20 protein-coding genes are annotated in these 23,074 nt (G+C 61.2%); 9 read left to right on the plus strand and 11 right to left on the minus strand.

Annotation, left to right across the window (positions count from 1 at the left end; genetic code table 11):
• Positions 1-41 precede the first annotated feature (41 nt).
• On the minus strand, positions 42-962 hold the full coding sequence (locus ACNFCH_RS23800) for a LysR substrate-binding domain-containing protein (protein ID WP_337159181.1): 921 nt from the start codon (positions 960-962) through the stop codon (positions 42-44).
• A gap of 154 nt (positions 963-1,116) precedes the next feature.
• Between ACNFCH_RS23800 and ACNFCH_RS23805 the strand changes: the two genes are divergently transcribed.
• From ACNFCH_RS23805 to ACNFCH_RS23835, 7 genes are all read left to right on the plus strand, one after another.
• Positions 1,117-1,893 (plus strand): YqcI/YcgG family protein, encoded by a 777-nt coding sequence (locus tag ACNFCH_RS23805; protein ID WP_337159180.1) that lies wholly within the window; start codon positions 1,117-1,119, stop codon positions 1,891-1,893.
• A 2-nt stretch (positions 1,894-1,895) separates the two neighbouring features.
• The gene (locus ACNFCH_RS23810) at positions 1,896-2,525 is read left to right on the plus strand and encodes a LysE family translocator (protein WP_337159179.1); all 630 of its coding nucleotides are present in this window, start codon (positions 1,896-1,898) and stop codon (positions 2,523-2,525) included.
• 39 nt (positions 2,526-2,564) lie between these two features.
• Entirely contained in the window at positions 2,565-3,659 is a 1,095-nt protein-coding gene (locus tag ACNFCH_RS23815; RefSeq protein WP_337159178.1) for a hypothetical protein, read from the plus strand.
• Positions 3,660-3,852: 193 nt separating this feature from the next.
• Complete coding sequence (locus ACNFCH_RS23820; protein WP_337159185.1) at positions 3,853-4,515, plus strand: sel1 repeat family protein; 663 nt, start codon at positions 3,853-3,855, stop codon at positions 4,513-4,515.
• Between the two features lie 97 nt (positions 4,516-4,612).
• A complete protein-coding gene (locus ACNFCH_RS23825) occupies positions 4,613-5,314 on the plus strand; it encodes an AzlC family ABC transporter permease (RefSeq protein ID WP_070094029.1) in 702 nt (233 codons plus the stop codon).
• Positions 5,311-5,625 carry an AzlD domain-containing protein gene (locus ACNFCH_RS23830; RefSeq protein WP_070094030.1) on the plus strand — a complete coding sequence of 105 codons (315 nt, stop codon included), beginning with the start codon at positions 5,311-5,313 and terminating at the stop codon, positions 5,623-5,625. The genes ACNFCH_RS23825 and ACNFCH_RS23830 overlap by 4 nt, the downstream gene beginning before the upstream one ends.
• Entirely contained in the window at positions 5,622-6,455 is an 834-nt protein-coding gene (locus ACNFCH_RS23835; RefSeq protein WP_337159176.1) for an AraC family transcriptional regulator, read from the plus strand. The genes ACNFCH_RS23830 and ACNFCH_RS23835 overlap by 4 nt, the downstream gene beginning before the upstream one ends.
• Positions 6,456-6,471: 16 nt before the next feature.
• Here the strand turns inward: ACNFCH_RS23835 and dinB are convergent, their stop codons facing one another.
• Genes dinB through speD form a run of 5 tightly spaced genes read right to left on the minus strand, consistent with a single transcriptional unit; the run spans position 6,472 to position 12,705 of the window.
• Positions 6,472-7,560, minus strand: coding sequence for a DNA polymerase IV (gene dinB / locus ACNFCH_RS23840; protein ID WP_337159175.1), 1,089 nt, complete (start codon positions 7,558-7,560; stop codon positions 6,472-6,474).
• Complete coding sequence (locus tag ACNFCH_RS23845; protein WP_337159174.1) at positions 7,553-9,649, minus strand: ornithine decarboxylase; 2,097 nt, start codon at positions 9,647-9,649, stop codon at positions 7,553-7,555. The genes dinB and ACNFCH_RS23845 overlap by 8 nt, the downstream gene beginning before the upstream one ends.
• Positions 9,627-10,847, minus strand: a complete 1,221-nt coding sequence (locus ACNFCH_RS23850) for an MFS transporter (protein ID WP_337159173.1) — start codon at positions 10,845-10,847, stop codon at positions 9,627-9,629. The genes ACNFCH_RS23845 and ACNFCH_RS23850 overlap by 23 nt, the downstream gene beginning before the upstream one ends.
• A gap of 15 nt (positions 10,848-10,862) precedes the next feature.
• The gene (locus tag ACNFCH_RS23855) at positions 10,863-12,269 is read right to left on the minus strand and encodes a coproporphyrinogen-III oxidase family protein (RefSeq protein ID WP_337159172.1); all 1,407 of its coding nucleotides are present in this window, start codon (positions 12,267-12,269) and stop codon (positions 10,863-10,865) included.
• Entirely contained in the window at positions 12,253-12,705 is a 453-nt protein-coding gene (speD, locus tag ACNFCH_RS23860; RefSeq protein ID WP_337159171.1) for an adenosylmethionine decarboxylase, read from the minus strand. Before speD ends, ACNFCH_RS23855 begins: the two co-directional genes overlap by 17 nt.
• Before the next feature lie 474 nt (positions 12,706-13,179).
• Between speD and ACNFCH_RS23865 the strand changes: the two genes are divergently transcribed.
• Entirely contained in the window at positions 13,180-13,407 is a 228-nt protein-coding gene (locus ACNFCH_RS23865; protein WP_043206911.1) for a hypothetical protein, read from the plus strand.
• Between the two features lie 118 nt (positions 13,408-13,525).
• Here ACNFCH_RS23865 and ACNFCH_RS23870 read toward each other — a convergent pair whose 3' ends face one another.
• The 5 genes from ACNFCH_RS23870 to ACNFCH_RS23890 form a co-directional block, all read right to left on the minus strand.
• The gene (locus ACNFCH_RS23870) at positions 13,526-14,005 is read right to left on the minus strand and encodes a copper chaperone PCu(A)C (protein WP_070094036.1); all 480 of its coding nucleotides are present in this window, start codon (positions 14,003-14,005) and stop codon (positions 13,526-13,528) included.
• Positions 14,005-14,613 carry an SCO family protein gene (locus ACNFCH_RS23875; protein ID WP_070094037.1) on the minus strand — a complete coding sequence of 203 codons (609 nt, stop codon included), beginning with the start codon at positions 14,611-14,613 and terminating at the stop codon, positions 14,005-14,007. The genes ACNFCH_RS23870 and ACNFCH_RS23875 overlap by 1 nt, the downstream gene beginning before the upstream one ends.
• A 232-nt stretch (positions 14,614-14,845) precedes the next feature.
• A complete protein-coding gene (nfuA, locus tag ACNFCH_RS23880; RefSeq protein WP_043206916.1) occupies positions 14,846-15,430 on the minus strand; it encodes a Fe-S biogenesis protein NfuA in 585 nt (194 codons plus the stop codon).
• 58 nt (positions 15,431-15,488) lie between these two features.
• Positions 15,489-16,523: an acyltransferase gene (locus ACNFCH_RS23885; protein WP_337159170.1), complete on the minus strand. Its 1,035-nt coding sequence runs from the start codon at positions 16,521-16,523 to the stop codon at positions 15,489-15,491.
• A gap of 214 nt (positions 16,524-16,737) precedes the next feature.
• Positions 16,738-19,038 carry a fatty acid cis/trans isomerase gene (locus ACNFCH_RS23890; RefSeq protein WP_337159169.1) on the minus strand — a complete coding sequence of 767 codons (2,301 nt, stop codon included), beginning with the start codon at positions 19,036-19,038 and terminating at the stop codon, positions 16,738-16,740.
• A gap of 173 nt (positions 19,039-19,211) precedes the next feature.
• Here ACNFCH_RS23890 and metH point away from each other — a divergent pair, with 173 nt between their 5' ends.
• Positions 19,212-22,919: a methionine synthase gene (metH, locus tag ACNFCH_RS23895; RefSeq protein ID WP_337159168.1), complete on the plus strand. Its 3,708-nt coding sequence runs from the start codon at positions 19,212-19,214 to the stop codon at positions 22,917-22,919.
• Positions 22,920-23,074: the final 155 nt, after the last annotated feature.

Here is a 23,074-nt window from a genome sequence, read left to right on the forward strand (position 1 = left end):
GGACGGGCCTTGCCCGTCTCGGGAGGGGCGTACGCCGATCATCAGCCGTAGAGGTAGTCGATGTCCTTGTACGCCAGCGGTGGCACCTGGCCGAGCAGAAAATCACGCAGCCGCTGCATCTGCCGCGCCTTGGGGCTGGCCTTGAGCCAGGTCATGTAATAGCCGTCGCCTGTGGCCACGGCGTGCTTGAACGGTGTCACCAACCGGCCAGCAGCCAGGTCGGCGCTGGCCAGCACCAGGTCGACCACGGAGATGCCCAGGCCCTGCTGGGCCGCCGAAATGCCTTGATCGAGCGTATCGAAGACCTGACCCTGGTCGATGCTGATGTCCTGGGCGTCCAGCCGTGCCAGCCAGCGACGCCAGTCGCGCCGATCCGGCGAAGGGTGCAGCAGGTCGCAGTGCTGCAGTGCCGACAACGTTGGCTCAGCGCCCTGCAAGTAGTCCGGATGGCACACCGGAATCAACCACTCATCGAACAACTTGAGGCTCTCCACATCGGCGGCAAAGCGGCCATTGCCCAACAGGATCGCGCAGTCATAAGGCTCGGAGTAGAAATCCACGCTGTCGATGTCCATCCAGACACTCGACAACTGCACGCTGCAACTGTTGTCGACCTTCTTGAAACCATCCAGCGCCTTGAGCAGCCAGCGCACGGTGAGGGTCGAAGGCGCCTTCAGGCGCAAGGCATAGCGATCCTGGCGCAACAAGGCGCAGGCGTTCTCGATGATCTTGAAACCGACCTTGAGCTCCTGGGCCAGCAACCGACCATGCTCGGTCAGGCGCAGCTTGGGCCCGCGCCGTTCGAACAGGTCGCAGCCGAACATGGCCTCGAGCGTCTTGACGTGATGACTGACCGCGCCTTGGGTCAGGGCCAGTTCCTGGGCCGCCCGGGTGAAGGAACCATAGCGTGAGGCCACTTCGAAAGCGCGCAAGGCGTGCAGTGCTTGAATCCGTTCCGACATGATCGCGCCCTAAGCATGAGTGAAACTAATAGTAGGTCATAGTTCCACACGTTTTACAACGTCAGGGGCATCTCAGAAAATGCTGTTAAATCACAAATTTATAACGGAAACCGCATACATCTTGCACAGATGTCATTGAATCCCTGGGGACACCATGTTTACGGGTTATGGAAACTGCTATCGCCTGGATGCGCTAGAGCTGGCCGCTGAACATATCCAGAACAACCAACATTGGACCTACCGAACCATCGCTCACTTTCGCGCCCTGCTCGCCCATCCCGACTTTCCCTGCCTGTTCGGACGCAAGGCCGTCGCTGCCGGCACCTGCCATCTGGTGTTCGCCCGCGCGACCCACCTGGCGGTGGACATCGCCCGGGGGCTTGCCGATTACGTGAACACCCTGGAGCCGATTCCACTCAGGCAGCGCATCGGCAACCCGCTGCTGGTGTTTCTCGAAACTCTCCCGGGCGGCACGCTGGCCGAACAGCAAGCGCTGGCCTGGTCGGTGCTGCAGCAGGTCCATGAGCTCGACCCGCACCCTTGGCCCCACACGCTGCCGACAGATCCCCACGACAGTGACTGGTCGTTCTGCTTCGCGGGCATGCCGCTGTTCATCAACATGAATTTCCCGGCGCACCGGCAGATGAAAAGCCGCAACCTTGGCGAGCACATCGCCTTCGTCATCAACCCCAGGGAAAGCTTCGATGAAGTCGCCAGCGCCGCCACCGAGAGTGGCCGGCGCATCCGCGCACGCATTCGCGAGCGGGTAAGCCGTTACAACGACGGCATCGTTCCCGACACCCTTGGCTTCTTCGGCCAGGGCGACAACTTCGAATGGCGCCAGTACCAACTCCAGGAGCCGGGCTCGCTCAACCCTTCGCGTTGCCCGTTCCATGCCCAGGCAACACCTGAAACCCTGATCGAGAACTGACCGTGAATACCGCACTCACCGCCACCTACGCCCTTACCGTCCTGCTGCTGATCGCCACCCCTGGCCCCGTCGTGGCATTGATCGTCAACACCGCGGCGGCCTCAGGCTCGCGCAAGGCGTTGTCCACTGCCGTCGGAACCAACTGGGCTTCGCTGGTACTGATCGGCGCCGCTGCCTGGATCATCATGACCAGCGCCGCCATCGACAAGGCCTGGCTCAGCGGCCTGAGCCTGCTGGGCTGCCTGTTCATCGCCTACATCGCCATCACGACCCTGCGCGAAGCACTGCAGGCACCGGCCGCCGATGCGCCAGCGCCCACCGCTGAACAACCTGGGCGCGGTGGGCTGCTCCAAGGTTTCATGGTCGGTATCTCCAATCCCAAGGACATCATCTTCTTCATTTCCTTCTTCCCGCAGTTCATCCAGATCACCGAATCGTTCGGCAAGAGCATGGTGGTGCTGTCGCTGCTGTGGATCGCCATCGATTTCGCCGTGCTCAGCCTGTACATCTTCGCCATCGGCAAGATCGCCTCGCAACGCAGCAACCGCATCATCACCCTCGCCTCGGGCGTTGCCCTGTTGCTGATCGCTCTCGCTGGGCTGGCGTACAACATCAAGGAGCTGGCCGGCTGAGCCGCGCCACCTTCGACCTCGCGTGCCAAAGGAGCGCCCATGAGACCGATCGACCATGACACGAACGTCCAGGGCAGCCCTCTTCCCCTGCAGCAGGACTATCAACGCTTCCTGCTCCTGGGCAGCCGCCGCGCACCGCATACCCTTTACATGCACGAGCGGGGCTATCGCTCCAGCACCATCAACACCGACAGCCATGGCATGCGCTACAGCCATTGCGCCGACAAACGCTGCTCGGTGACCGAGCACAGCGGCATAAAGCGGGTCAACCTGCTGGTCGGTGGTTCGACCACCCTGGGCATCGGCGCCAGTTCCGACAAGCACACCGTCGCTTCCAACCTGTCGGCGCTGACCGGCGAAGTCTGGCTGAGCCTGGCCGGCTGCGGCCTCAATGCCACCCAGGAACTGCTGATGTTCCTGACTCACCAGCATCGCTTCACGGAAGTCGGTCACGTGGTCGTGCTCAGTGGTCTGAACACCGTGGCACATGAGGCGCTGGGCGAAGTGTTGGCTGGCGATCACGAGCACGGGCACGCCTTGGCCTACCAAGACCTGCTCAACAGTTTCAACGAAGGCGTTCACACCGCTCATCCACCGCGCGGCACGCCGTTCTGGCGCCGCCTGGGCCAGGCGCTGGCACCTCGCAGGGTGCCACCGGCCCCCGCCTGGACGCTGTCCGCGCCCGACAAACGCCTGGCCCGTGCGGCTGACACCATCGGCCGCAGCCTGCAGCAGTGGGATCGCCTGCTGGGCGGCGGCTATGCCACCCTCACGTTCATTCTCCAGCCCCTGCTGCCCTGGTGCCGGGAGGCCATCCCTCAAGACGAGCAGCTCATGCTCCAGAGTCTGCAACGCCAGCCGACGAACTTCGACCGGCTGCTGGCCGACGTCTTCGACAGCCAGTTGCACACGGACTTCTTTCGGCGCATCAAGCAGCAGGCCGCGGATGTGCCCTGCTATGACATGAACTGCATGCTCAGCAGTTGCGCGATGTTCGACCAACCGCTATTCGTCGACCGCCTGCACTTCAACGACCTGGGCAACAATGCCCTGGCCAAGGTCATCACTGCCAAGCTCGGGCTGGCCCAGGAAAAGCACGCCAATTATCGGACACCACCCGTCAGGCTCGTCTGACAAATCAGCATTGGCCTTTCGGCAGGCATCGTAGGGTGGCTAGAATACGGCGTCGTCGCTCCTGATTCGCTTGAGGTACATGCGTAACTGCCATGATGATCGAAGCCGTCCTGCCGTATCTGGCTGCCCACCCTGGCCAGTCCGCCTGCGAGGCACGCCTGTGAACCGTGCCTTCTTCTGGTCGCCTTTGTTCATGGCGGCGCTGGCGCTCGACGCGCAAGCGCTGGAAGTACAGATCGACCCCCATGCCGATCTGCTCTACCGCCAGGCCCTGCCGCTGCTGGAGCAAGCTGACCTTCAAGACGACAGCCCAAGCCCCCTGCGCACCTCGGCCGGTAGCGACCCGGAGCTCAGCCGCCAGGGCCAGGCCATGGCCCGGACCCTGCCGACCGCCGTGGCCCTGCTGAAAAAATCGGTGGCACTCGACCACCCGGTCGCTCAGTACCGCTTGGCGCTGTACTACATGACCTACCTACCGGCGGCGCAGATCCCCGACGCGGCCTGCCCGCTGCTCGAAGCCAGCCTGCAACAAGGGTTCGCGCCACCGGCACCCGCGATCGCGACCTGGTGCCCGCCTTACAATGCAAGCCCCGCCTACCGCCAGGCGCTGGAAGCGATCCCAAGCATGGCCACCCGCTATGCCGCCTATTACCCGCAGCCTGCGGTACGGCTGGCCTGCAATCGCAGCCACCCCCAGGGGCTGGAAATGCAATGGGGGCGCCAGCGGGACTACCAGGCCGAGGTCTATCGCCTGCTCGGCGATCTCGACCCCCAACATCGCCAGGCCTTGCTGCAAAAGGCGGTGGACATCAACGGCTGCGCAGCGGCCCAGCGCCACCTGACCAGCAAGCGCTGATCCGAGCGGGCAACGAGGGCCGGGCAGCAAGAACGTTCAAGCCACGCCCTCTGCGCTCTGGCATGCTGGCCTACCTTGTCGACTCATAGTCACCACCATGCCCTGCAGCCCACCTGTCGCCCGCCAAGCCTTCCTCCATGGCGCCATCGCCATCATGCCCCTGTCCCTGGCCGTAGCCCCCTGGGGCCTGCTCGCGGGTTCCATGGCCATCGAGGCCAACCTCAGTGCCTGGGAGGGCCAGGGGCTGTCGGCCATCGTCTTCGCCGGGGCCGCACAGTTGGTTGCGATCGGCATGCTCAAGGGTGGAGCCAATCTGTTCTCGATCCTGCTCACCACTTTGCTGCTGACCTCTCAGCACCTGCTCTATGGGCTGACCATGCGCCCGGTGCTGTCCGGCCAGCCATTGCGCTGGCGCCTGGGGCTGGGCTTTTTGCTCACCGACGAATTCTTCGCCTTGACCAGCCGCTACGACCAGCAGCAGTTCAACCGCTGGTACGCCTTGGGCGTCGGTCTGACGTTCTATGTGGCCTGGAACCTCTTCACCCTGGCCGGGATACTGCTCGGCCAGAACATCCCGCACCTGGACCAGTTGGGCCTGGACTTTTCCATTGTCGCCACCTTCGTCGCACTGATCGCCCCCTTGGTACGTAACCTGCCGACAGTGGTGTGCGTGGCGGTATCGCTGCTGTGCTCAGTGCTGTTCAGCTACTGGCATTGGGAAACCGCCCTGGTCGCCGCCGGTCTGCTGGGGATGGCCGCCGGCTTCGCGTGCCAGAAACTCAGCGGAGGTCGCCCATGACCTGGCTACTGATCTTCGCCATGGGCCTGGTGGTGTTCCTCAACCGCTACGCCTTCCTGGAACCCCGTCTGCCCCTGCGCCTGAGCTCCAATGCGCGGCAGTTCCTCGGTTTCGCGGTACCGGGCATGCTGACTGCCATCTGCGGGCCGATCATCTTCCTGCCGGGGCATCAGCTGGACCTGAGCGTCACCAACCCCTACCTGCTCGGCTCGCTGGTGGCCATCGCCCTGGTGCTGTTGACCCGCAGCGTATTGCTGAGCATGCTGGTGAGCATGTTGATCTTCTTCATCTTGCGCAGCTGGCTGGCATGAGCACACCCCTGCGCGAACAAACCCACCTCTGGCAGGCCCCGGCACTGGGCGACGTCGAAATGCTGCACGCGCGGTATTTCCAGCAGCGCTTCGCCCCCCACGTGCACGAAGGTTATGTGTTCACCGTGATCGAATCCGGCGCCCAGCGCTTCTGGCATCGCGGCAGCGAGCACCTGGCCCCGGTGGGCAGCATGGTGTTGATCAACCCGGACGAGCTGCATACCGGCGCCACGGCCCACGAGGCGGGCTGGCGATATCGCGGCTTCTATCCCGAGCACGAGCGGGTCACGGGCGTGCTCGATGAGCTGGAACTGAGCCGGCATGGCATGCCGCACTTCAAGGACAGCGTGATCCAGGACCCTGCCCTGGCCACCCTGTTCAGCCAGTTGCACCAGCTCTCGGAGTCCGACGCCAGCGCCCTGGAGCAACAAACCGCCTGGCGCCAGGCGGTCCTGGCGCTGGTACAACGCCATGGCCACATCGCCGAGCCACCCCTCCCCGGCAACGAACCGCTCGCCGTGGCCCGCGCTCGCGAACTGCTCGAAAGCCAGCTGGCCGACCCGCCCTCGCTCGAAGCCCTGGCCGCAGCGGTCAATCTCTCCCCCTTCCACTTCGCCCGGGTATTCCGCCAGGCCACCGGCCTGCCGCCCCACGCCTGGCTCAAGCAGCGCCGCCTGTCCCGCGCCCGAGAGCTGCTCAAGAGCGGCCTCCCCGCCTCAGAAGTCGCCTTCGCCCTGGGTTTTGCCGACCAGAGCCACCTCAGCAGGCAGTTCAAGCAGGCCTATGGCGTGACGCCGGGGGCGTATCGGCAGGCGTGTCGGTTCGTTTAGCACCCGGTCAAATAGCTCAAAAAGGCAGCTCCAACTGCAGGCGGGTCAATACCTTGCGTCGCACCTTGACGGCAATGCCCACCAAACGCACTGCACGCCCCTGGCGCTTGGTCTCCCAAAGCCGTCTGCACAGCCCCAAGAAGACCTCTGGCTCCAGGCCTTGTGCAGGGGTTTCGGTACTTGAGATGGAAAAATCGGAGAACTTGAGCTTGACCTGGTTCTTGACAATATGGTCGCCTTCATCGAGCTCCGCGAGGCGTAATCGAAGTGCACTCATCAACGCATCGAGCTCATCGGCACACACAGCGAAGTCTTCGCAATCACTTGCCAGGGTATGCTCCACGCCCAGTGAACGAATTTCACTGGACTTTTCCTCATGCGTCTCCCGGCCCTGACAGCGCTCCCATACATAAAAGCCATGCAAGCCCAGATAGCGCAACAACGAAGGAATCTGCTCCTCAGTCACGTCTGCACATTGATAGCACCCAAGGCTCTCCAGAATTGCCCATGTCTTGGGGCCGACACCGGGAATCTTGCGAATGTCGAGGGTCGCGAGAAAGCCATCCACCTGTTCCGGAGCAATGACAAACTGCCCGTTGGGCTTGTTGATTTCGGAGGCTATCTTGGCCAGATACTTCAACGGAGCGACGCCTGCCGAGGCAGTCAGCCCGAGTTCACGCCGAATGCTCGACCTGATCTGCTCGGCCATGTAGGTAGCCGAGCCATTGCAATGAGGTTGGCCAGAAACATCCAGCGTGGCTTCATCAAGGGAAAGAAACTCGACGCTCGACGTATACCGACGAAAGATCCCGTCCAGCTTGCGCGTCACCGCCTCATAACGCTCGAAACGCACCGGAAGCAATATCAGCTCAGGACACAGACGCTGGGCCGTGGCCGTCGCCATGCCGCTCTTTACGCCGAACTGCCTGGCGATATAGCTGGCCGTGCTGATCACTCCCCGCTCAGCCGCCCGACCACCCACCGCAACCGGACGTGCGGACAACCAGGGTGCGTCAAGCAACTCCACCGAGACAAAGAACGAGTCCATATCGACATGAATGAACTTGCGCACCGAGGGAGCGAAAGTTTCATCGGTATCAATCAAGAATGAACACCCCAAACGAGATAGTCCCGTCGGCGTTTTCGATTGGGTGCACACCCTGTATGTGTGGCGCAAAACTGGGATGCTGGTTGGTCAAGGTTTCGACCGCAAGCAGGTAATCGATCAACGCAGCCGTCCAACGCTCGCCAGGGGCGATGCAGACCACACCTGGCGGATAAGGTATGACACCTTCGGCCGCGACCTTTCCGAGCACATCCAACACCTTCTGCAACACGGCTTCGCCCCTTACAAACTGTTGGTTCGCCGCCTGGGGAGAGCGGTCAGCAATGACCAGGTCAACGGCGCTGAAAATATCTGCCTGCCGTTGTTCAACTTCAAACGACCTGTATAGCCTATTGATCGCTTCACACAGCCCGTTCAACGACATTCCTTCATATCGCAGCCCTTCACCACGCAACGATGGCAGCACATCCCACACAGGTGTGCGGGCAAGCAAATGAGCCTCGAACGCCTCCAGGCAGTGGACCAACCTATTCAGGTCAGCCCTCATGCTGGAGGGTGTCATTAATAGGGTGAAGTTGTAGAAATCTGCTTTTTCCGGCGTAAAGTTGTTCTCTCGAAGGTACTGAGTCACGATGCAGGCTGGCACATCGATACCTGGACCTCCTGGACCGACCTGATCACGGGTCAGCAAGATCACCTTGCATGGGTCCAGATAGTGTAGACCCGGCTCCAGGCCCCCCTCACCGGCGCGACCCATGCCTCTGTACGGCTGCGGTGCATCGTCTTTGCCCAGCAAGAACAAAGGCTTGAACAATCGGCACTGACGCAGCACCTGATAGCGCAACGCTTCGGCGACTCGTGTCACCTCCTGCCATTGCCGCTCACCTTCCCCGTCGGCCAACATTGCCGCGTTGACCTCCAGAGACATGAAGAGAGGGTACGAAGGGCTGGTCGATGCGTGTTGCATGAAGGCGCTATTGAAGACCTGGCTCGAGCAGTACCGGGACTGGCCCAGCAAGTGGCGGTCTTTCTTATGGATCTGCGAGGTCTGGGAAAGCCCAGCCATCTGCTTATGCACCGACTGCGTCACCAAGATTCCCGGTGAGTCCTCGCGCAAAGGCACGGCCAAAGGTGAAAGTCGGGCCAGCTGCGCAACGAAAAGCTCATAGCCCGACCAGGCGGCATCGAACAGGACGTAGTCACAAAGGTGGCCGATGCGCTCCAGCAATGCTGCGGCATCGACGATCACCCCATCACAGGTGGCATGCTGGACAATTGCCAGGCGAAACGGTCGGGCTTGTCTGGCCCGCGTCTTGTCGATGGCTGCCGCCTTGCGCCGCAGAAGCGTCTCATTCAGTGTACCAGGGCGATAACCGCCCAGAATGCCCTGCTCGTCCCGGACGTTTTCCAGGTAGACAGGCACCGCCCCGCACTGTACCAAAGCGCCAAGAAATACCGATTTATGGTTGTTCCTGTCCATCAGCACCAAGTCCGCACTCGTTAGCAGGGCGCTGGCAACAACCTTGTTGGCCGTCGAGGTTCCATTGAGCACGAACCAGGTTTGGTCAGCGCCAAAAACCTTCGCCGCTAATTGCTCCGCTTCAAGGACCGGCCCCTGATGACACAACACGTCGCCAAGCTCAGGTGCGGCGTGAGGGACATCCACGCTGAAAATACCGTCACCTAGCAAACGCCGCAGACGCACCCCTGCCGGGTGCAACTCAAGGCCACTGCCCCCCTGGTGCCCAGGACAGGCGAACGTAGGCCTGCGCCTGGCGCCGAACGCGGCAACTGCCCGGGTAAACGGTGGCAGCGACCGTTGCTCGTAGGCCTCGGCCAAGGCTCTCACTCGCTTTTGATCGTGGATGGACAAGGGCTGTGACAACCAAATCGCTTCCAGGTCCTTATAAAGATCATCAAAGGTTGGACCATCTGGCTCACCAACCAGGAAAAGTGGCAGTTGCCACCGCCTTACCGCCTGCGTGACCTGTTCAGTCAATGCATCCTTCGGCGTCAGGACCAGTGCAGACGCACCGGCCAGGTTTTCATGCGCTGTCAGGCAAGTCACCTCGGTGCCTTCCCATCCCGCTGGATCGATAACAGCACTATGCACGATCCTGATGCTCATCCGGAGCTCCTCTCTTGATATTCCAGCGCAGGGGCGCGACAACCAGCATGAACGTCATCCCAACGAAGGTGGCCGGGCCGACCAGGAAATAGACGACGCTGGCAATCAACCCTGAAAAGGCATCACCGATTACCGCAGTGAAGTAGTACAGCGAGAAGTTGCGCCCGACCTCCTGCTCGTTCGACAAGCACTGGATATTGGTCACGATGGCAATATCGACAAAGGCGCCAATGAACCCCACAAAGAACAGTACCAACAGGAACAGCCAGGTGTTGAACTGAAGCGCCACGGCAGCGATGAAAAACAACGCGCCATATAGCCCCCAATAGCGCAACACAAGACGCGCCGAGGTGTGTCGATTGAACCTGGTGTAGAGCAGGCCGCCCAGCACGGTCCCCGTGGCCAGCAGCGAGAAAACGTAGCCAACCGCCGCCTCCGAGGAGAACCGTTCAAGTACCGATGCCGGGAGGATGAAGCGTATGACGGAAGTGGCGAACATCGCGCAAAAGGTCGTGCAACAAATCACTGCAAATAGCGGTGCATTGCATGCACGCATATGACCGATACCGCGTACGGCATCACGCACCAGCGCCATGCCATCGAAGGCCGCCGCTTTCGGCTTTTCAACCGCAGGCAACCTGACCAGACTGGCTGCCGACAACAGCAGGAAAACAGCAAAGAACAGGAAAGTCGCCTCACTGGCGTAAAGCAACGCCACAGCCGAGAACACCAGCGGTCCAAGGATCGACGACATATCCTCGACCACCTGTACGCCGCTGTTGACCGAAGGCAGTTCGTCCCGCTCGACGATGTCGGGGAAATAGGCACGAAACGTTGGTACATAGAGGCAATCCAGTGCCGTCATGACCATCGCGGCCAGGGTAACTACAACCAATGCCGGCTCGGAAAAGGAGAACAATGCAAAGAACACCAATGCCAAAGCCCCTTTGGTGAGCTCCACCCACACTAAGGTGCGTCTGCGTTCAGTATGGTCAGCAAACCAGCCACCCATCGGTGAAAAAACCATGCTGGGGAGGTAGCGAAAGAAGTACACCAGCCCAATCAACAGCAGGTCTGCGTCGACCATCGACACCACCACCACGGCAAAGGCTGTTTCGAAGGCAAATTCACCACATTTGGAAAAGAAGTAGCCGGTCGCCAGCGCTCGGGTACCCGCATTCAAGTTCAATCCACGCATGCCGCTTCGCCTTCCCTAAGCCGTCACATAGATCAGTTCGTCTTCACTGATGTCCCGCCCTGGCGTGTCGAGACGCTCGTAGACCAAGCGCTTGAGCACATTTTGCTCACTCTCGGGAATCAGATAGAACATGAGATTGCTGTACCAGAGCCAACCCAACCGGGTCAGTTCATACGCATGGGGCTGGTCCTCGACGAGGCCGGCATTGATCAACGCGCTCAACCGCGCCATCAACCCCGCAGGCATCCGGTCAAGTTCGATCAGAGACTTCTCGGCCCTGCCGTGGTATGGCAAGCGCAGCACTAGTGGTTTGACCGCATCCAGCACAGGATCGTGCTCGCTGACCCGGCACACGCACTCTCCTGCCAACATCCGGTGAATGTATTGCTCTCGTAACGAAGTATTCGTGATGACATTTCCCGCCACCGAAGAGATGGCGTTGACACCAAACCCAAGTATGTCGTGGCTTGCATAGCCATACACATGTTCGTGATAGACGAACGCGTAGCGACGACTTAACAACTGTCCCTGCTCGCTTGGCATCCGCACGTAACCATGGCCGTTGTAAGGCACATAGCCTTTTTGCCGCAGGTGCTCATCGAACATGAGTTTCATGTTCAACTTGCGCAGAGCCGGCATCACATCCGTAAAACGCGCCTTGATTGACTTGTGTAATTTGACCGAGGTGGCTGCGTTGTTGATTGGGTAAATATCAAGATTGCTCACTCCCAACTCGATGGCCTTGTCGATGTCAGCCAAGGTTTGCCGCTCACTGCTGCCGTTCATGCCGTAGAGGATGTCGCACAGCACGTGGTCGAAGCCTGAGACCAGTCGCCCGACCGCCTGCTCTACCTGCCCTATGTCTTCCACCAGATTGAACAGCCGGCGCCATTGCGGGTCGATCGTCTGCAAGCCGACACGGGCATGGCTCACACCGATGTCGGCAAGCGCGCTCACCCGTTCGGGGGTAACGCTACCGACGTGGCACTCAAAGGAAAACTCCTCGACAGCGGCCATGTCGAAATGACGGTGCAACGCCTCTCCGATCTCGTAAATATTGCGCGGTGAAAGTAACGACGGCGTCCCCCCACCAAAGAAGACCGCACGCACAGGAATCGCACGCAAATCCATAAGCTCAGCCTTGTACTCGAGCTCACGTAAAAGCGCCTGGGTATAGCGATCGATGGCTTGGCTGTCTTTGTACAAGCCACGGGTAAAGGGGCAAAAAGTGCAGATCGACTCGCAGAATGGGATATGGAAGTACAACGCCCGCGAACGCGCATGATCATTGGCACCCTGGAGCAGCGTCGCCAACTGCCGACGGGACGGCGAATAAGTGTTCAACGCCTGCGAAGGAAAGAAAAAATTATAAAGCGGAAACTGGTAATCAAACTTGATAAATCCATTATCGACAAGCCTCATCACAGCACTCCTTATCTATCGCTAAACCACTCCCGCGCCGTAGCGTCCGACAGTTGACATTGACGTGATCGCCAAAGAATCGTCTGATACCACTATTGATTGACGCATTGCTCTTACCACAGGTGTAGACATCGATACTGATGTAACTGTTCTCGGGATAGGTATGGTAAGAAAGATGAGATTCGGAAAGCAGGAACAACCCCGTCACGCCTTCTCCACCCAACACGAATTTGTGTACCAGATCGTCTATTACCGTAAAGCCTGACGATAACAACACGGCATGAAAGAACCGATGCAACGCCTGTTCGTCACGCAACACAGCGGAATTGGCACCCGTGATGTCCCAGATCGTGTGATAACCGAAATCCTCCATGACCAGAGCTCCCTCCGTTGAAGAAAAAGAGAGGCGATCAATGATCGCCTCTGCTGCATTCACCACATGCAGACGCCATTGCCAATTACACCAACGATATCGACTTTGAACATATGAATTGCTGATTTCATGTCAAACATCCTCTCTAGCACTTGATGATTTTTATTTTCCCAGCAATGACCGGGCAAATAAACCGTAGTTTGATAAACCCATGAAAACAACATGAGATCACAACGAACCTGTAACAGGAAATATCATGAAGCCAAACTTGTATGAAACTTCCCACGCACACAAAATATTGTAAACAGCCTGCTCTATACCAACTCCGACAGACGCCTTGCACTCCGACCAAGACCAATATAGAGAGGATGAAGACCGTCTTACCCAAGCCGTGTGTATATGCCATTCAATGGATAAGCAGTAGTTGTGCATCGCGCGATACGTGAGGGTGCTGATGCGCAGTGGGTACCCAGCCCCCACGTCAGGCAGGAACCCCACCCCCTGCTACACTGAGAGGGCTGAACGGAGGATCCTGCCATGTCCGATAGAGAGCTCACCACCCTCCTGACGCTGATGAACCAGCGCCAAGCCTGTCTGAGCAGTGCCTGCAAGGAGATTGCCGACTGGATCGACCGGCAGGGCGATGTGCCCGCGGCTGGCAAGATCCGCGCCAGCCTCAAGGCTCTGGAGGCCGAAGACGCCCAGGTACGCAAGACCTTGACCTCGCTGACCATCGAGCGACCGTTGCCCAGGTTTCGTAGCTGAGCAGTATCCGTAATGACGATCGGGGCGCTTTAGCGCCCCTTTTATGTAGCAAGGCCGCGCCCACAGCATGGGAGCGGCCTTGTGTCGCAATGGGCTGTGCGACAGCCCCTACCGCAGATCAGTGCATGTGCGCGTGATCATGCCCGGCTTCAGCACCCAGCGGGCGAACCGGTGCCTGGACTTCCAGGGTTTGCTTTGTCCCCTTGGCATCTTCGATGGTCAGGGTCAGCGGCACCTGCTCGCCTTCCTTGACCTGCTGGGTCAGGCCCATGAGCATCACGTGGTAGCCGTTGGGGTCGAGGGTCACCGCCTTACCGGCAGGCAGCTCGACGGCTTTGACTTCACCCATGCTCATCACGTCGCCCTTCATGCTCATCTGGTGGATCTGCACGGTCTTGGCGACCGGCGAGGCCACGCTGAGCAGCTTGCTGTCGCTGTCGGCGGTCAGGGTCATGAAAGCGCCGGTGGACTGCTGATGCGGCACGCTGGCGCGAACCCAGGCATCGCTCACGGTGGTCTGGGCCAACGCCGGCAGGGCCAGCCCCATCATGGCCAGGGCGGCCAGTGCACGTTTGGCAGGTTGCAGTGAAACAGCCATTAGCAAATCTCCATCAGGGTGACCAGGTCCTCGGCGCATTCCTTGGCGGTCAGGGAATGGCCAAGGCTCAGGCGCAGGGTGCCACGCGTGTCATAGACGTAGCTGGTGGACGAGTGAGAAACCGTGTAGGTGTCGCCGGCGGGGACCTTCTCGTAGAACACCTTGAATTCCCTGGCCACCTCGGCGATTTCCTCGGGGGTGCCGGTCAGGGCGGTGAACGACGGGTCGAAAGCCTTGACGTAGGCATCGAGCACTTCGGGGGTGTCGCGCTCCGGATCCAGGGTGATGAGCACCACCTGGAACAAGTCCCGGTCGCGCCCCCTGAGCAGCTTTCTGATTTGCGCCGCGCGCGCCATGGCGGTCGGGCAGACAGCCGGGCACTGGGTGAAACCGAAGAAGATCATCGGCATCGAGCCGTAGAAGCTCGACAGGGTGCGCTCGTTGCCTTGGGTGTCCTTAAGGCGGAACTTGCGCCCGAGGATTTCGTTGCTCATGTTCTTGCCGTACTTGAACTCGAGCCCCCGGGCCGGGTTGCAACCGGCCAGCAGGCCAAGCCCCAGAACGCCCATCCCGGCGACGACAGCACGCCGGGTCAGTAGATCAGTCATGGAACCATCCTTTATAGGGAAGGTGCCGGCCCCTGGGATGGGCCGACGAAAAACCGGGGCATTCTGGCATGACACCCCAAGGGCATCTACCCGACGAAGGAGGGATCGGCCTGCAGCCCTTGAAATCCGGGCTGCGGCCTGTTGTCGCAGGGCTTGATTCCGTAACACTTTGTTGCTAAGCGCAACATCTTGCAAAGAGAACGCCGGATGAAACAACGCCAGGCGGCGCTGATCAGTAGTAGGCGTTTTCCTTGTTGCTGTGGTCGGTCACGTCACGCACGCCCTTGAGCTCCGGGATACGCTCGAGCAGGGTGCGCTCGATGCCGTCCTTGAGGGTGACGTCGGCCTGGCCACAGCCTTGGCAACCGCCGCCGAACTGCAGCACTGCGATGCCGTCGTCGACCACATCCACCAGGCTCACGGCGCCGCCGTGGCTGGCCAGACCCGGGTTGATCTCGGTCTGCAGGTAATAGTTGATGCGCTCGTTGAGCGGGCTGTCCTCGTTGACCATCGGCACCTTGGCGTTCGGGGCCTTGATGGTGAGCTGGCCACCCATGCGGTCGGTGGCGTAGTCGACCAGCGCGTCCTCGAGGAACGGCTCGCTGACCGCATCGATGTACGCGGTGAAGCTCTTCAGGCCCACGGCCGTGTCGTCAGGCTTCTCTTCGCCTGGCTTGCAGTAGGCAATGCAGGTTTCGGCGTACTGGGTGCCCGGCTGGGTGATGAAAATGCGGATGCCGATGCCCGGGGTGTTCTGCTTGGACAGCAGATCGGCCAGGTAATCATGGGCGGCGTCGGTAATGGTTATAGCGCTCATGGAAGTTCCTCACAGACTTGTCGGCAAGTGTACGCCAACCTGGCCTTCGAACAAAGTCCTAGTATTTGACTCGGGAAAGCGCCAACACCTGGCCTGGCTCCCTGTCTTCACGCAACCAGGCCTGCATGCGCCGGTACAGGCCGCGCTCCAGCCAGTGGAAACTCAGCCACGACATTAGTCCAATGGACAGCACGCAGACGGCGAACACCCCATAGGGGTTCAGCCCAAGGCGCTGACTGGCGAACCAGCCGCCGTAGAGCACCAGCACGTGGATCAGGTACACCGAGTAGGAGCAGTCGCCCAACGCCTTGAGCACCCGGTTGCCATGAAAGTACGGCTCCAGTGCGACGAACGCCAACACCACCAACGCACTCGGCACACCCCAGTGCAGCAGGCGCACGGATGCATCGAACTGGTAAAGGGCGTACCCCGCCACGCCCAGCACCGCCAGTGGCAACCACAGCCCTTCCCTCACCAGCCCACGGCGGTACAGCACGCCGATGCCAATGCCCAGCAGGAACTCGTAGATGATGCCATTGCTGTAGAAGCGGCTGAGCACACCCATGCGTCCAAGCACTTCGCTGACCAGCAGCAAAGCCCCGGTCACCAGCAGCAGGTGATGACGTCGGCGCACCAAAAAAGCCAACCCGAACAACAGGTAGAAGAACATCTCGAAGTTCAGCGTCCAGCCGACGTTGAGCGTTGGATACAAGCCGTAGCCACCTGGGTTTTCCGCCGGGATGAACAGCAGCGACAGCAGCAGGTGCTGCCAATCGAAGACCTGATGCGGCATCCAGCGACTGGCCACCAACAACAGCAAGGCCATCAGCAATGTGTAGAACCAATAGGCCGGGACGATGCGCAGCACCCGGTTGAGCAAAAACTGCCCGGGCGCGATGGGCTTGTCGCGGGTCGAGAGGTAGATCACCAGCCCACTGATGACGAAGAAGATATCCACCCCCACCGCGCCCCGTTCGGCGAGCAGTCTGCCGATGGGGCCGGTGGCGTGGAAGTCGAAGAAGATCTGCATGAAGTGGTGGCAGACCACCACCCAGGCGGCGAATGCCCGGAGAGCCTGAAGCGAATACAGCATGCCGGTTCCTGCGGTTTTCGGTGCATTGAGGCCCCGACCACGCGCAGCGTCGAGCGCTGTGCGCTCGTTCGCCGGCAAACCCGCCCCCTCAAGACCTGCGCTGGCCCTCTGGGAGGGGGTTTACCCGCGAAGGGCTGCACTGCAGCCGCTGCAATCGATCAGGACCACCCGGCAAGTCCGACCGCAACGTGCCCGGAAAGGTCAGCTCGACCGATCAAAGGTTCTCGTAGCGGTTCATGTCCAGCACACCCGCTTCCACCGGCTCGGTCTCCTTGATGAAGGTGTTCAGGTCATGGAAGTAGCGCCAGAACTCAGGGTGACTGCGACGCACCCCCCAACGCATGACGATCCGTTCGAACTTGGCCGCATCGTCGCGGGCAGCTTCCATGTCTTCGACGAACTCCGGCACATCCTTGGTCGGGATGTTGAAGATGAAGTTCGGGTAGCTGCTGAGCACGCCCGGGTACAGAGTCAGGGTGTCCAGGCCCGGCTGGTAGCGGTAGGCCTCGCCGAGCAGGAAGGCAACGTTGCTGTGGGCGCGGTTGTGCAACAGGCTGTAGACCTGGCGCTGACCACCCTGCCCTTCGATGCGCAGCATGGTCGCCTCGGGCAACTGGTTGATCACCTTGAGCCCGGCAGCCGGCCGCGAGACCAGACGGCTGAGGCTCTGCTCGGCATCCTGGAACTCCGTGCTCATCTGCGGCCGCGAGCAATGGGCCCCTGTGCAGCGGTTGATCGGATCGGGCGCTGCGTTGAGGCTGCCGGTGCGTTGCAGCAACTTGAGGCCGAAATCACGCTTGGGGTTGTGCTTGTCCAGCTTCAGCGCGCTCGCCGTGCTGGTGTCGATGTCTTCGTAGTCGAGCCACATCTTCACCTTGCCGCTGTTCTGGTACCAGTCGCTCAGGATCGCCCCACGCTGGTCGGCCGGCATCAGGCGCAGGAAGTTGATCTCGGCGCCATTGCGAATCAGGTCGAAGTACAGACGGGTCTGCAATTGGTGCGAGACGTTGCCGAATACATCGAAGTTCACCGCCAACTGGTAGTAGGTACGCTCGAACAGCGGGTAGTCGAACAGCCAGGTGGTCAGCGGCACGTCGCCGATCAGGCCCTTGCTCACCGACGCGCTGTCGAAGTGGCGGAAGATGGTCAGCAGCGCATTGTCGTTGCCCGCCCACAGGGTCGACCAGCTCGGCGCAGGCATCTCGGCGTAGGCTTCGCGGCGCAGCTTCTCGTATTCGTTGCGCTTGTCGCGGTAGGCATGCCATAGGCTCAGCACACTGCCTACGTCGTCGATCTGACCCGGCATCGCCAGCAGCGGCGTCGCCTTGCCGCGGTACTCGGCATCGGTAATGTAGCGGTCATGGGCCGGCTCTTGGAACAACGCCCAGAAGTTGTCGCGGATCACATCGGTGGCGATCTGCCCACGGCACACCGGGCCGCGGATGAAGGTGCGCACGAAGTATTCGGCGTTGTCGAGCATGAACTGATAGCGCGCTACCGCCGGAATCGCTTCGAAGGTCTCGAATGGATTGGAGCGGTGACGCGGCCCGTAACCGGGCAGCGAGGAGGCATGCCAGTCACCGCTGTAGAACAGCTGCTTGACGCGCTTGAGCTTCTGCGGCCCCATCGGGTAGGTGATGTGGGTCTTGTGCACGATCACGCCCTGCACCGGAATCAGCCGGTAGTAGAAGTCGGTACCGGGCGGATCGTTGGGTCTGCGGGTGGCGATGATGTCGACTGGCCTGCCGCTTGGGGTGCGCGAACGGACCCACTGGAAGAAGTGCCCCGGCTCGCCCCCGGTGAAATAGATGTGTGCCAGGAACAGATGCTCATACAGCCAGCGGCCCACCAGCGCTTCGGTGGAACCCGGACGGTTGAGCAGCTCTTCCCATTCGGTGATCTGCCGGGCCTCGGCGGCGCTGGGCTGGATCGGCTGGTATTCGACCGGCGCACCGGCAGCCAGCCAGCGCTGCAGGGTCTGGTATTCGGCATCGGTGAGGCCAGTGACGGCCAGGGGCATGCCCTCCTTCGGGTGGGCACCGGCGTAGGCGTCGAATTCGTGAGGCAAAGGGCACATGTTGTTGCGGTTGAGCCCCAGCACGATCTCTTCCGGCAACTTGGCGTTGGGCGTCAGCGGGGTCTTGTGGCCCAGCTCGAGCATGCGCGCCATCAGCGCGGCCTGGCTGCCCTGGTTGTCCAGCACCGAGTAGAAGCCCATCTTGCGCCAGGCCTGTTCGTCGTGGGCGTCGTAGAACAACCGCGTGGTGGGCACCGCCTTGCTGCGTTCGCCCTGGTACACCGGGGTCTTGGAGGCACCGCGCACCGCGCCTTCGGGGCTTTCCAGCTTGAGCTGGCAGGCCGCGTCGTTACAGGCGTGGCAGGCCACGCACTTCTCGGTGAAGATCGGTTGAATGTCCCGGGTGTACGAAATCGCCGGGCTCGATTGGGGGGCTTGCCCGAACGCCACGCCGCTGATGAGCAGGGCGAAGGCGCCAGCAAGTAAACGATGCACCATGTGCCGAATGTCCTGATTCCTGAAAGCCATCACGATTTGCCTGACCGGTCCTTGGGTGCTTTGGTGCGCCGTCAACATGAACGAAATTCATGCAAATGGCCGACACGTCTAAAATCCGTGCAGCTTTGTTATTATTCAGCACCTTCTGAAATTCGCCCGACCAGGTAGTTCCTATGTCCGACCGCAGCGCTCGTTTCCAAGCACTCCAGCAAGCACTCAAGGAGCGCATACTGATCCTCGACGGCGGCATGGGTACTATGATCCAAAGCTACCGCCTCGAGGAACACGACTATCGTGGCACGCGCTTCGCCGATTGGCCAAGCGACGTCAAGGGCAACAACGATTTGCTGTTGCTCACCCGCCCCGATGTCATCGCCTCGATCGAGAAAGCCTACCTCGACGCCGGCGCCGACATCCTCGAGACCAACACCTTCAACGCCACGCAAATTTCCCAGGCCGACTACGGCATGGAAGCGCTGGTGTACGAACTCAACGTCGAAGGCGCGCGCATCGCCCGTCAGGTGGCCGACGCCAAGACGCTGGAAACTCCGGACAAGCCACGCTTCGTCGCCGGCGTGCTCGGCCCTACCAGCCGCACCTGCTCGATCTCCCCGGACGTCAACGACCCAGGCTATCGCAACGTCACCTTCGATGAGCTGGTCGAGAACTACACCGAGGCCACCCGCGGCCTGATCGAAGGCGGCGCCGACCTGCTGCTGATCGAGACCATCTTCGACACCCTCAACGCCAAGGCGGCGATCTTCGCCGTTCAACAGGTGTTCGAGGAAGACGGCGTCGAGCTGCCGATCATGATCTCCGGCACCATCACCGACGCCTCCGGCCGCACCCTGTCGGGGCAGACCACCGAGGCATTCTGGAACTCGGTGCGCCACGCCAAGCCGATCTCCGTGGGCCTGAACTGCGCCCTGGGCGCCAAGGACCTGCGCCCGTACCTCGAAGAGCTGGCGACCAAGGCCGACACCCACGTCTCGGCCCACCCCAACGCCGGCCTGCCCAACGCTTTCGGCGAGTACGACGAAACCCCGGCTGAAATGGCCGCCGTGGTCGAAGAGTTCGCCGCCAGCGGGTTCCTCAACATCATTGGCGGTTGCTGCGGCACCACCCCGCCGCACATCCAGGCCATTGCCGAGGCCGTGGCCAAGTACAAGCCGCGCGAAATTCCGGACATCCCCAAGGCCTGCCGCCTGTCGGGCCTGGAGCCGTTCACCATCGATCGCCAGTCGCTGTTCGTGAACGTCGGCGAGCGCACCAATATCACAGGCTCCGCCAAGTTCGCCCGCCTGATCCGCGAGGAGAACTACACCGAAGCGCTCGAAGTCGCCCTGCAGCAGGTCGAGGCCGGCGCCCAAGTGATCGACATCAACATGGACGAAGGCATGCTCGATTCGCAGGCTGCCATGGTCCGTTTCCTCAACCTGATCGCGGGCGAGCCTGACATTTCTCGCGTACCGATCATGATCGACTCCTCCAAATGGGAAGTGATCGAAGCGGGCCTGAAGTGCATCCAGGGCAAGGGCATCGTCAACTCGATCTCCATGAAGGAAGGCGTCGAGCAGTTCAAACACCATGCCCGCCTGTGCAAACGCTACGGCGCCGCCGTGGTGGTGATGGCCTTCGACGAAGTCGGCCAGGCCGACACCGCCGCGCGCAAAAAAGAAATCTGCCAGCGCAGCTACGACATCCTGGTCAATGACGTGGGCTTCCCGCCGGAAGACATCATCTTCGACCCGAACATCTTCGCCGTGGCCACCGGCATCGAGGAACACAACAACTACGCCGTGGACTTCATCGAAGCCTGCGCCTACATCCGCGACCACCTGCCCTACGCGCTGAGCTCGGGCGGTGTGTCCAACGTGTCGTTCTCCTTCCGCGGCAACAACCCGGTGCGCGAGGCGATCCACTCGGTATTCCTCTATCACGCCATCAAGAACGGCCTGACCATGGGCATCGTCAACGCCGGCCAGCTGGAGATCTATGATGAGATCCCCGCTGCGCTGCGCGAGAAGGTCGAGGACGTGGTGCTCAACCGCACCCCGCACGGCACCGATGCCCTGCTGGCCATTGCCGACGACTACAAGGGCGGCGGCGCGGCCAAGGAAGTGGAAAACGAAGAGTGGCGCTCGCTGCCAGTGGAAAAACGCCTGGAGCACGCGCTGGTCAAGGGCATCACCGCCTTCATCGTCGAGGACACCGAGGAGTGCCGCCAGCAGTGCGCGCGCCCGATCGAGGTCATCGAGGGGCCACTGATGAGCGGCATGAACGTGGTCGGCGACCTGTTCGGCGCCGGCAAGATGTTCCTGCCCCAGGTGGTCAAGTCCGCTCGGGTGATGAAGCAGGCCGTAGCCCACCTGATCCCGTTCATCGAAGCCGAAAAGGGCGACACGCCCGAGGCCAAGGGCAAGATCCTCATGGCCACGGTCAAGGGCGACGTGCACGACATCGGCAAGAACATCGTCGGCGTGGTGCTCGGGTGCAATGGCTATGACATCGTCGACCTGGGCGTGATGGTGCCTGCGGAGAAGATCCTGCAGACCGCCCGCGAACAGAAGTGCGACATCATCGGCCTCTCTGGCCTGATCACCCCATCGCTGGACGAGATGGTCCACGTCGCCCGCGAAATGCAGCGCCAGGGCTTTGAGCTGCCGCTGATGATCGGCGGCGCCACCACCTCCAAGGCGCACACGGCGGTCAAGATCGAGCCCAAGTACTCCAACGACGCGGTGGTCTATGTCACCGACGCTTCGCGTGCGGTGGGCGTGGCCACCCAGTTGCTGTCCAAGGAGCTCAAGCCGGGCTTCGTCGAGAAGACGCGCCAGGAGTACGTGGAAGTCCGCGAGCGCACCGCCAATCGCAGCGCCCGTACCGAGCGCCTGGGCTATGACCAGGCCATCGCCGCCAAACCGAAGTACGACTGGGCCGGCTACACCCCGGCAGCGCCCTCCTTCACCGGCGTCAAGGTGCTCGAGGACATCGACCTGCGCGTGCTGGCCGAATACATCGACTGGACACCGTTCTTCATTTCCTGGGACCTGGCCGGCAAGTTCCCACGCATCCTCACCGACGAAGTGGTCGGCGAGGCGGCTACCGCGCTGTACAACGATGCCCGCGAGATGCTCGACAAGCTGATCGACGAAAAGCTCATCAGCGCCCGCGCGGTCTTCGGCTTCTGGCCAGCCAACCAGGTCGAGCACGACGACATCGAGGTGTACGGCAACAACGGCGAGAAGCTCGCCACCCTGCACCACCTGCGCCAGCAGACCATCAAGCCTGATGGCAAGCCGAACTTCTCCCTGGCCGACTTCGTCGCGCCCAAGGACAGCGGCCTGACCGATTACGTCGGTGGTTTCATCACCACCGCTGGCATCGGTGCCGAGGAAGTGGCCAAGGCCTATCAGGACAACGGCGACGACTACAACTCGATCATGGTCAAGGCCCTGGCCGACCGCCTGGCCGAAGCCTGTGCCGAGTGGCTGCACGAGCAGGTGCGCAAGCAGTACTGGGGTTATGCCAAGGACGAACACCTGGACAACGAAGCGCTGATCAAGGAGCAGTACAGCGGTATCCGCCCTGCCCCGGGTTATCCGGCCTGCCCGGACCACACCGAGAAAGCCACGCTGTTCCGCCTGCTCGATGGCACAGCCATCGGCGAGACCGGCCCGAGCGGAGTGTTCCTTACCGAGCACTTCGCCATGTTCCCGGCGGCGGCGGTCAGCGGTTGGTACTTCGCTCACCCGCAGGCGCAGTATTTCGCCGTGGGCAAGGTGGACAAGGACCAGATCGAGCGCTACAGCGCGCGCAAGGGCCAGGACATCAGCGTGAGCGAGCGCTGGCTGGCCCCGAACCTCGGTTACGAGGGCTGATCTGCAAGACGGCCGCTTGCGGCCCTTTCGTGAGTAAACCCGCTCCACAGGGTTAGCAGTGATCCTTGTGGGAGCGGGTTTACCCGCGAATAGACCTACGCAGCGCCCGTAGGCCTGCCTACACTGTTGTGTGATTGTCTCTGTTTCCAGGAGCC

The sequence above is a fragment of the Pseudomonas sp. NY15354 genome (assembly GCF_048068075.1).
GTDB lineage: Bacteria > Pseudomonadota > Gammaproteobacteria > Pseudomonadales > Pseudomonadaceae > Aquipseudomonas > Aquipseudomonas guariconensis_C.

What these genes read in the sequence shown, in the direction of transcription:
- ACNFCH_RS23820 (WP_337159185.1), top strand. Translation starts at nt 3,853, where the DNA reads ATGGCGGCGCTGGCGCTCGACGCGCAAGCGCTGGAAGTACAGATCGAC.
- ACNFCH_RS23875 (WP_070094037.1), bottom strand. Translation starts at nt 14,613, where the DNA reads ATGACTGATCTACTGACCCGGCGTGCTGTCGTCGCCGGGATGGGCGTT.
- ACNFCH_RS23835 (WP_337159176.1), top strand. Translation starts at nt 5,622, where the DNA reads ATGAGCACACCCCTGCGCGAACAAACCCACCTCTGGCAGGCCCCGGCA.
- ACNFCH_RS23890 (WP_337159169.1), bottom strand. Translation starts at nt 19,038, where the DNA reads ATGGTGCATCGTTTACTTGCTGGCGCCTTCGCCCTGCTCATCAGCGGC.
- ACNFCH_RS23815 (WP_337159178.1), top strand. Translation starts at nt 2,565, where the DNA reads ATGAGACCGATCGACCATGACACGAACGTCCAGGGCAGCCCTCTTCCC.
- ACNFCH_RS23800 (WP_337159181.1), bottom strand. Translation starts at nt 962, where the DNA reads ATGTCGGAACGGATTCAAGCACTGCACGCCTTGCGCGCTTTCGAAGTG.
- ACNFCH_RS23850 (WP_337159173.1), bottom strand. Translation starts at nt 10,847, where the DNA reads ATGCGTGGATTGAACTTGAATGCGGGTACCCGAGCGCTGGCGACCGGC.
- metH (WP_337159168.1), top strand. Translation starts at nt 19,212, where the DNA reads ATGTCCGACCGCAGCGCTCGTTTCCAAGCACTCCAGCAAGCACTCAAG.
- ACNFCH_RS23830 (WP_070094030.1), top strand. Translation starts at nt 5,311, where the DNA reads ATGACCTGGCTACTGATCTTCGCCATGGGCCTGGTGGTGTTCCTCAAC.
- ACNFCH_RS23845 (WP_337159174.1), bottom strand. Translation starts at nt 9,649, where the DNA reads ATGAGCATCAGGATCGTGCATAGTGCTGTTATCGATCCAGCGGGATGG.
- ACNFCH_RS23870 (WP_070094036.1), bottom strand. Translation starts at nt 14,005, where the DNA reads ATGGCTGTTTCACTGCAACCTGCCAAACGTGCACTGGCCGCCCTGGCC.
- ACNFCH_RS23855 (WP_337159172.1), bottom strand. Translation starts at nt 12,269, where the DNA reads ATGAGGCTTGTCGATAATGGATTTATCAAGTTTGATTACCAGTTTCCG.
- ACNFCH_RS23885 (WP_337159170.1), bottom strand. Translation starts at nt 16,523, where the DNA reads ATGCTGTATTCGCTTCAGGCTCTCCGGGCATTCGCCGCCTGGGTGGTG.
- ACNFCH_RS23805 (WP_337159180.1), top strand. Translation starts at nt 1,117, where the DNA reads ATGTTTACGGGTTATGGAAACTGCTATCGCCTGGATGCGCTAGAGCTG.
- ACNFCH_RS23865 (WP_043206911.1), top strand. Translation starts at nt 13,180, where the DNA reads ATGTCCGATAGAGAGCTCACCACCCTCCTGACGCTGATGAACCAGCGC.
- ACNFCH_RS23825 (WP_070094029.1), top strand. Translation starts at nt 4,613, where the DNA reads ATGCCCTGCAGCCCACCTGTCGCCCGCCAAGCCTTCCTCCATGGCGCC.
- nfuA (WP_043206916.1), bottom strand. Translation starts at nt 15,430, where the DNA reads ATGAGCGCTATAACCATTACCGACGCCGCCCATGATTACCTGGCCGAT.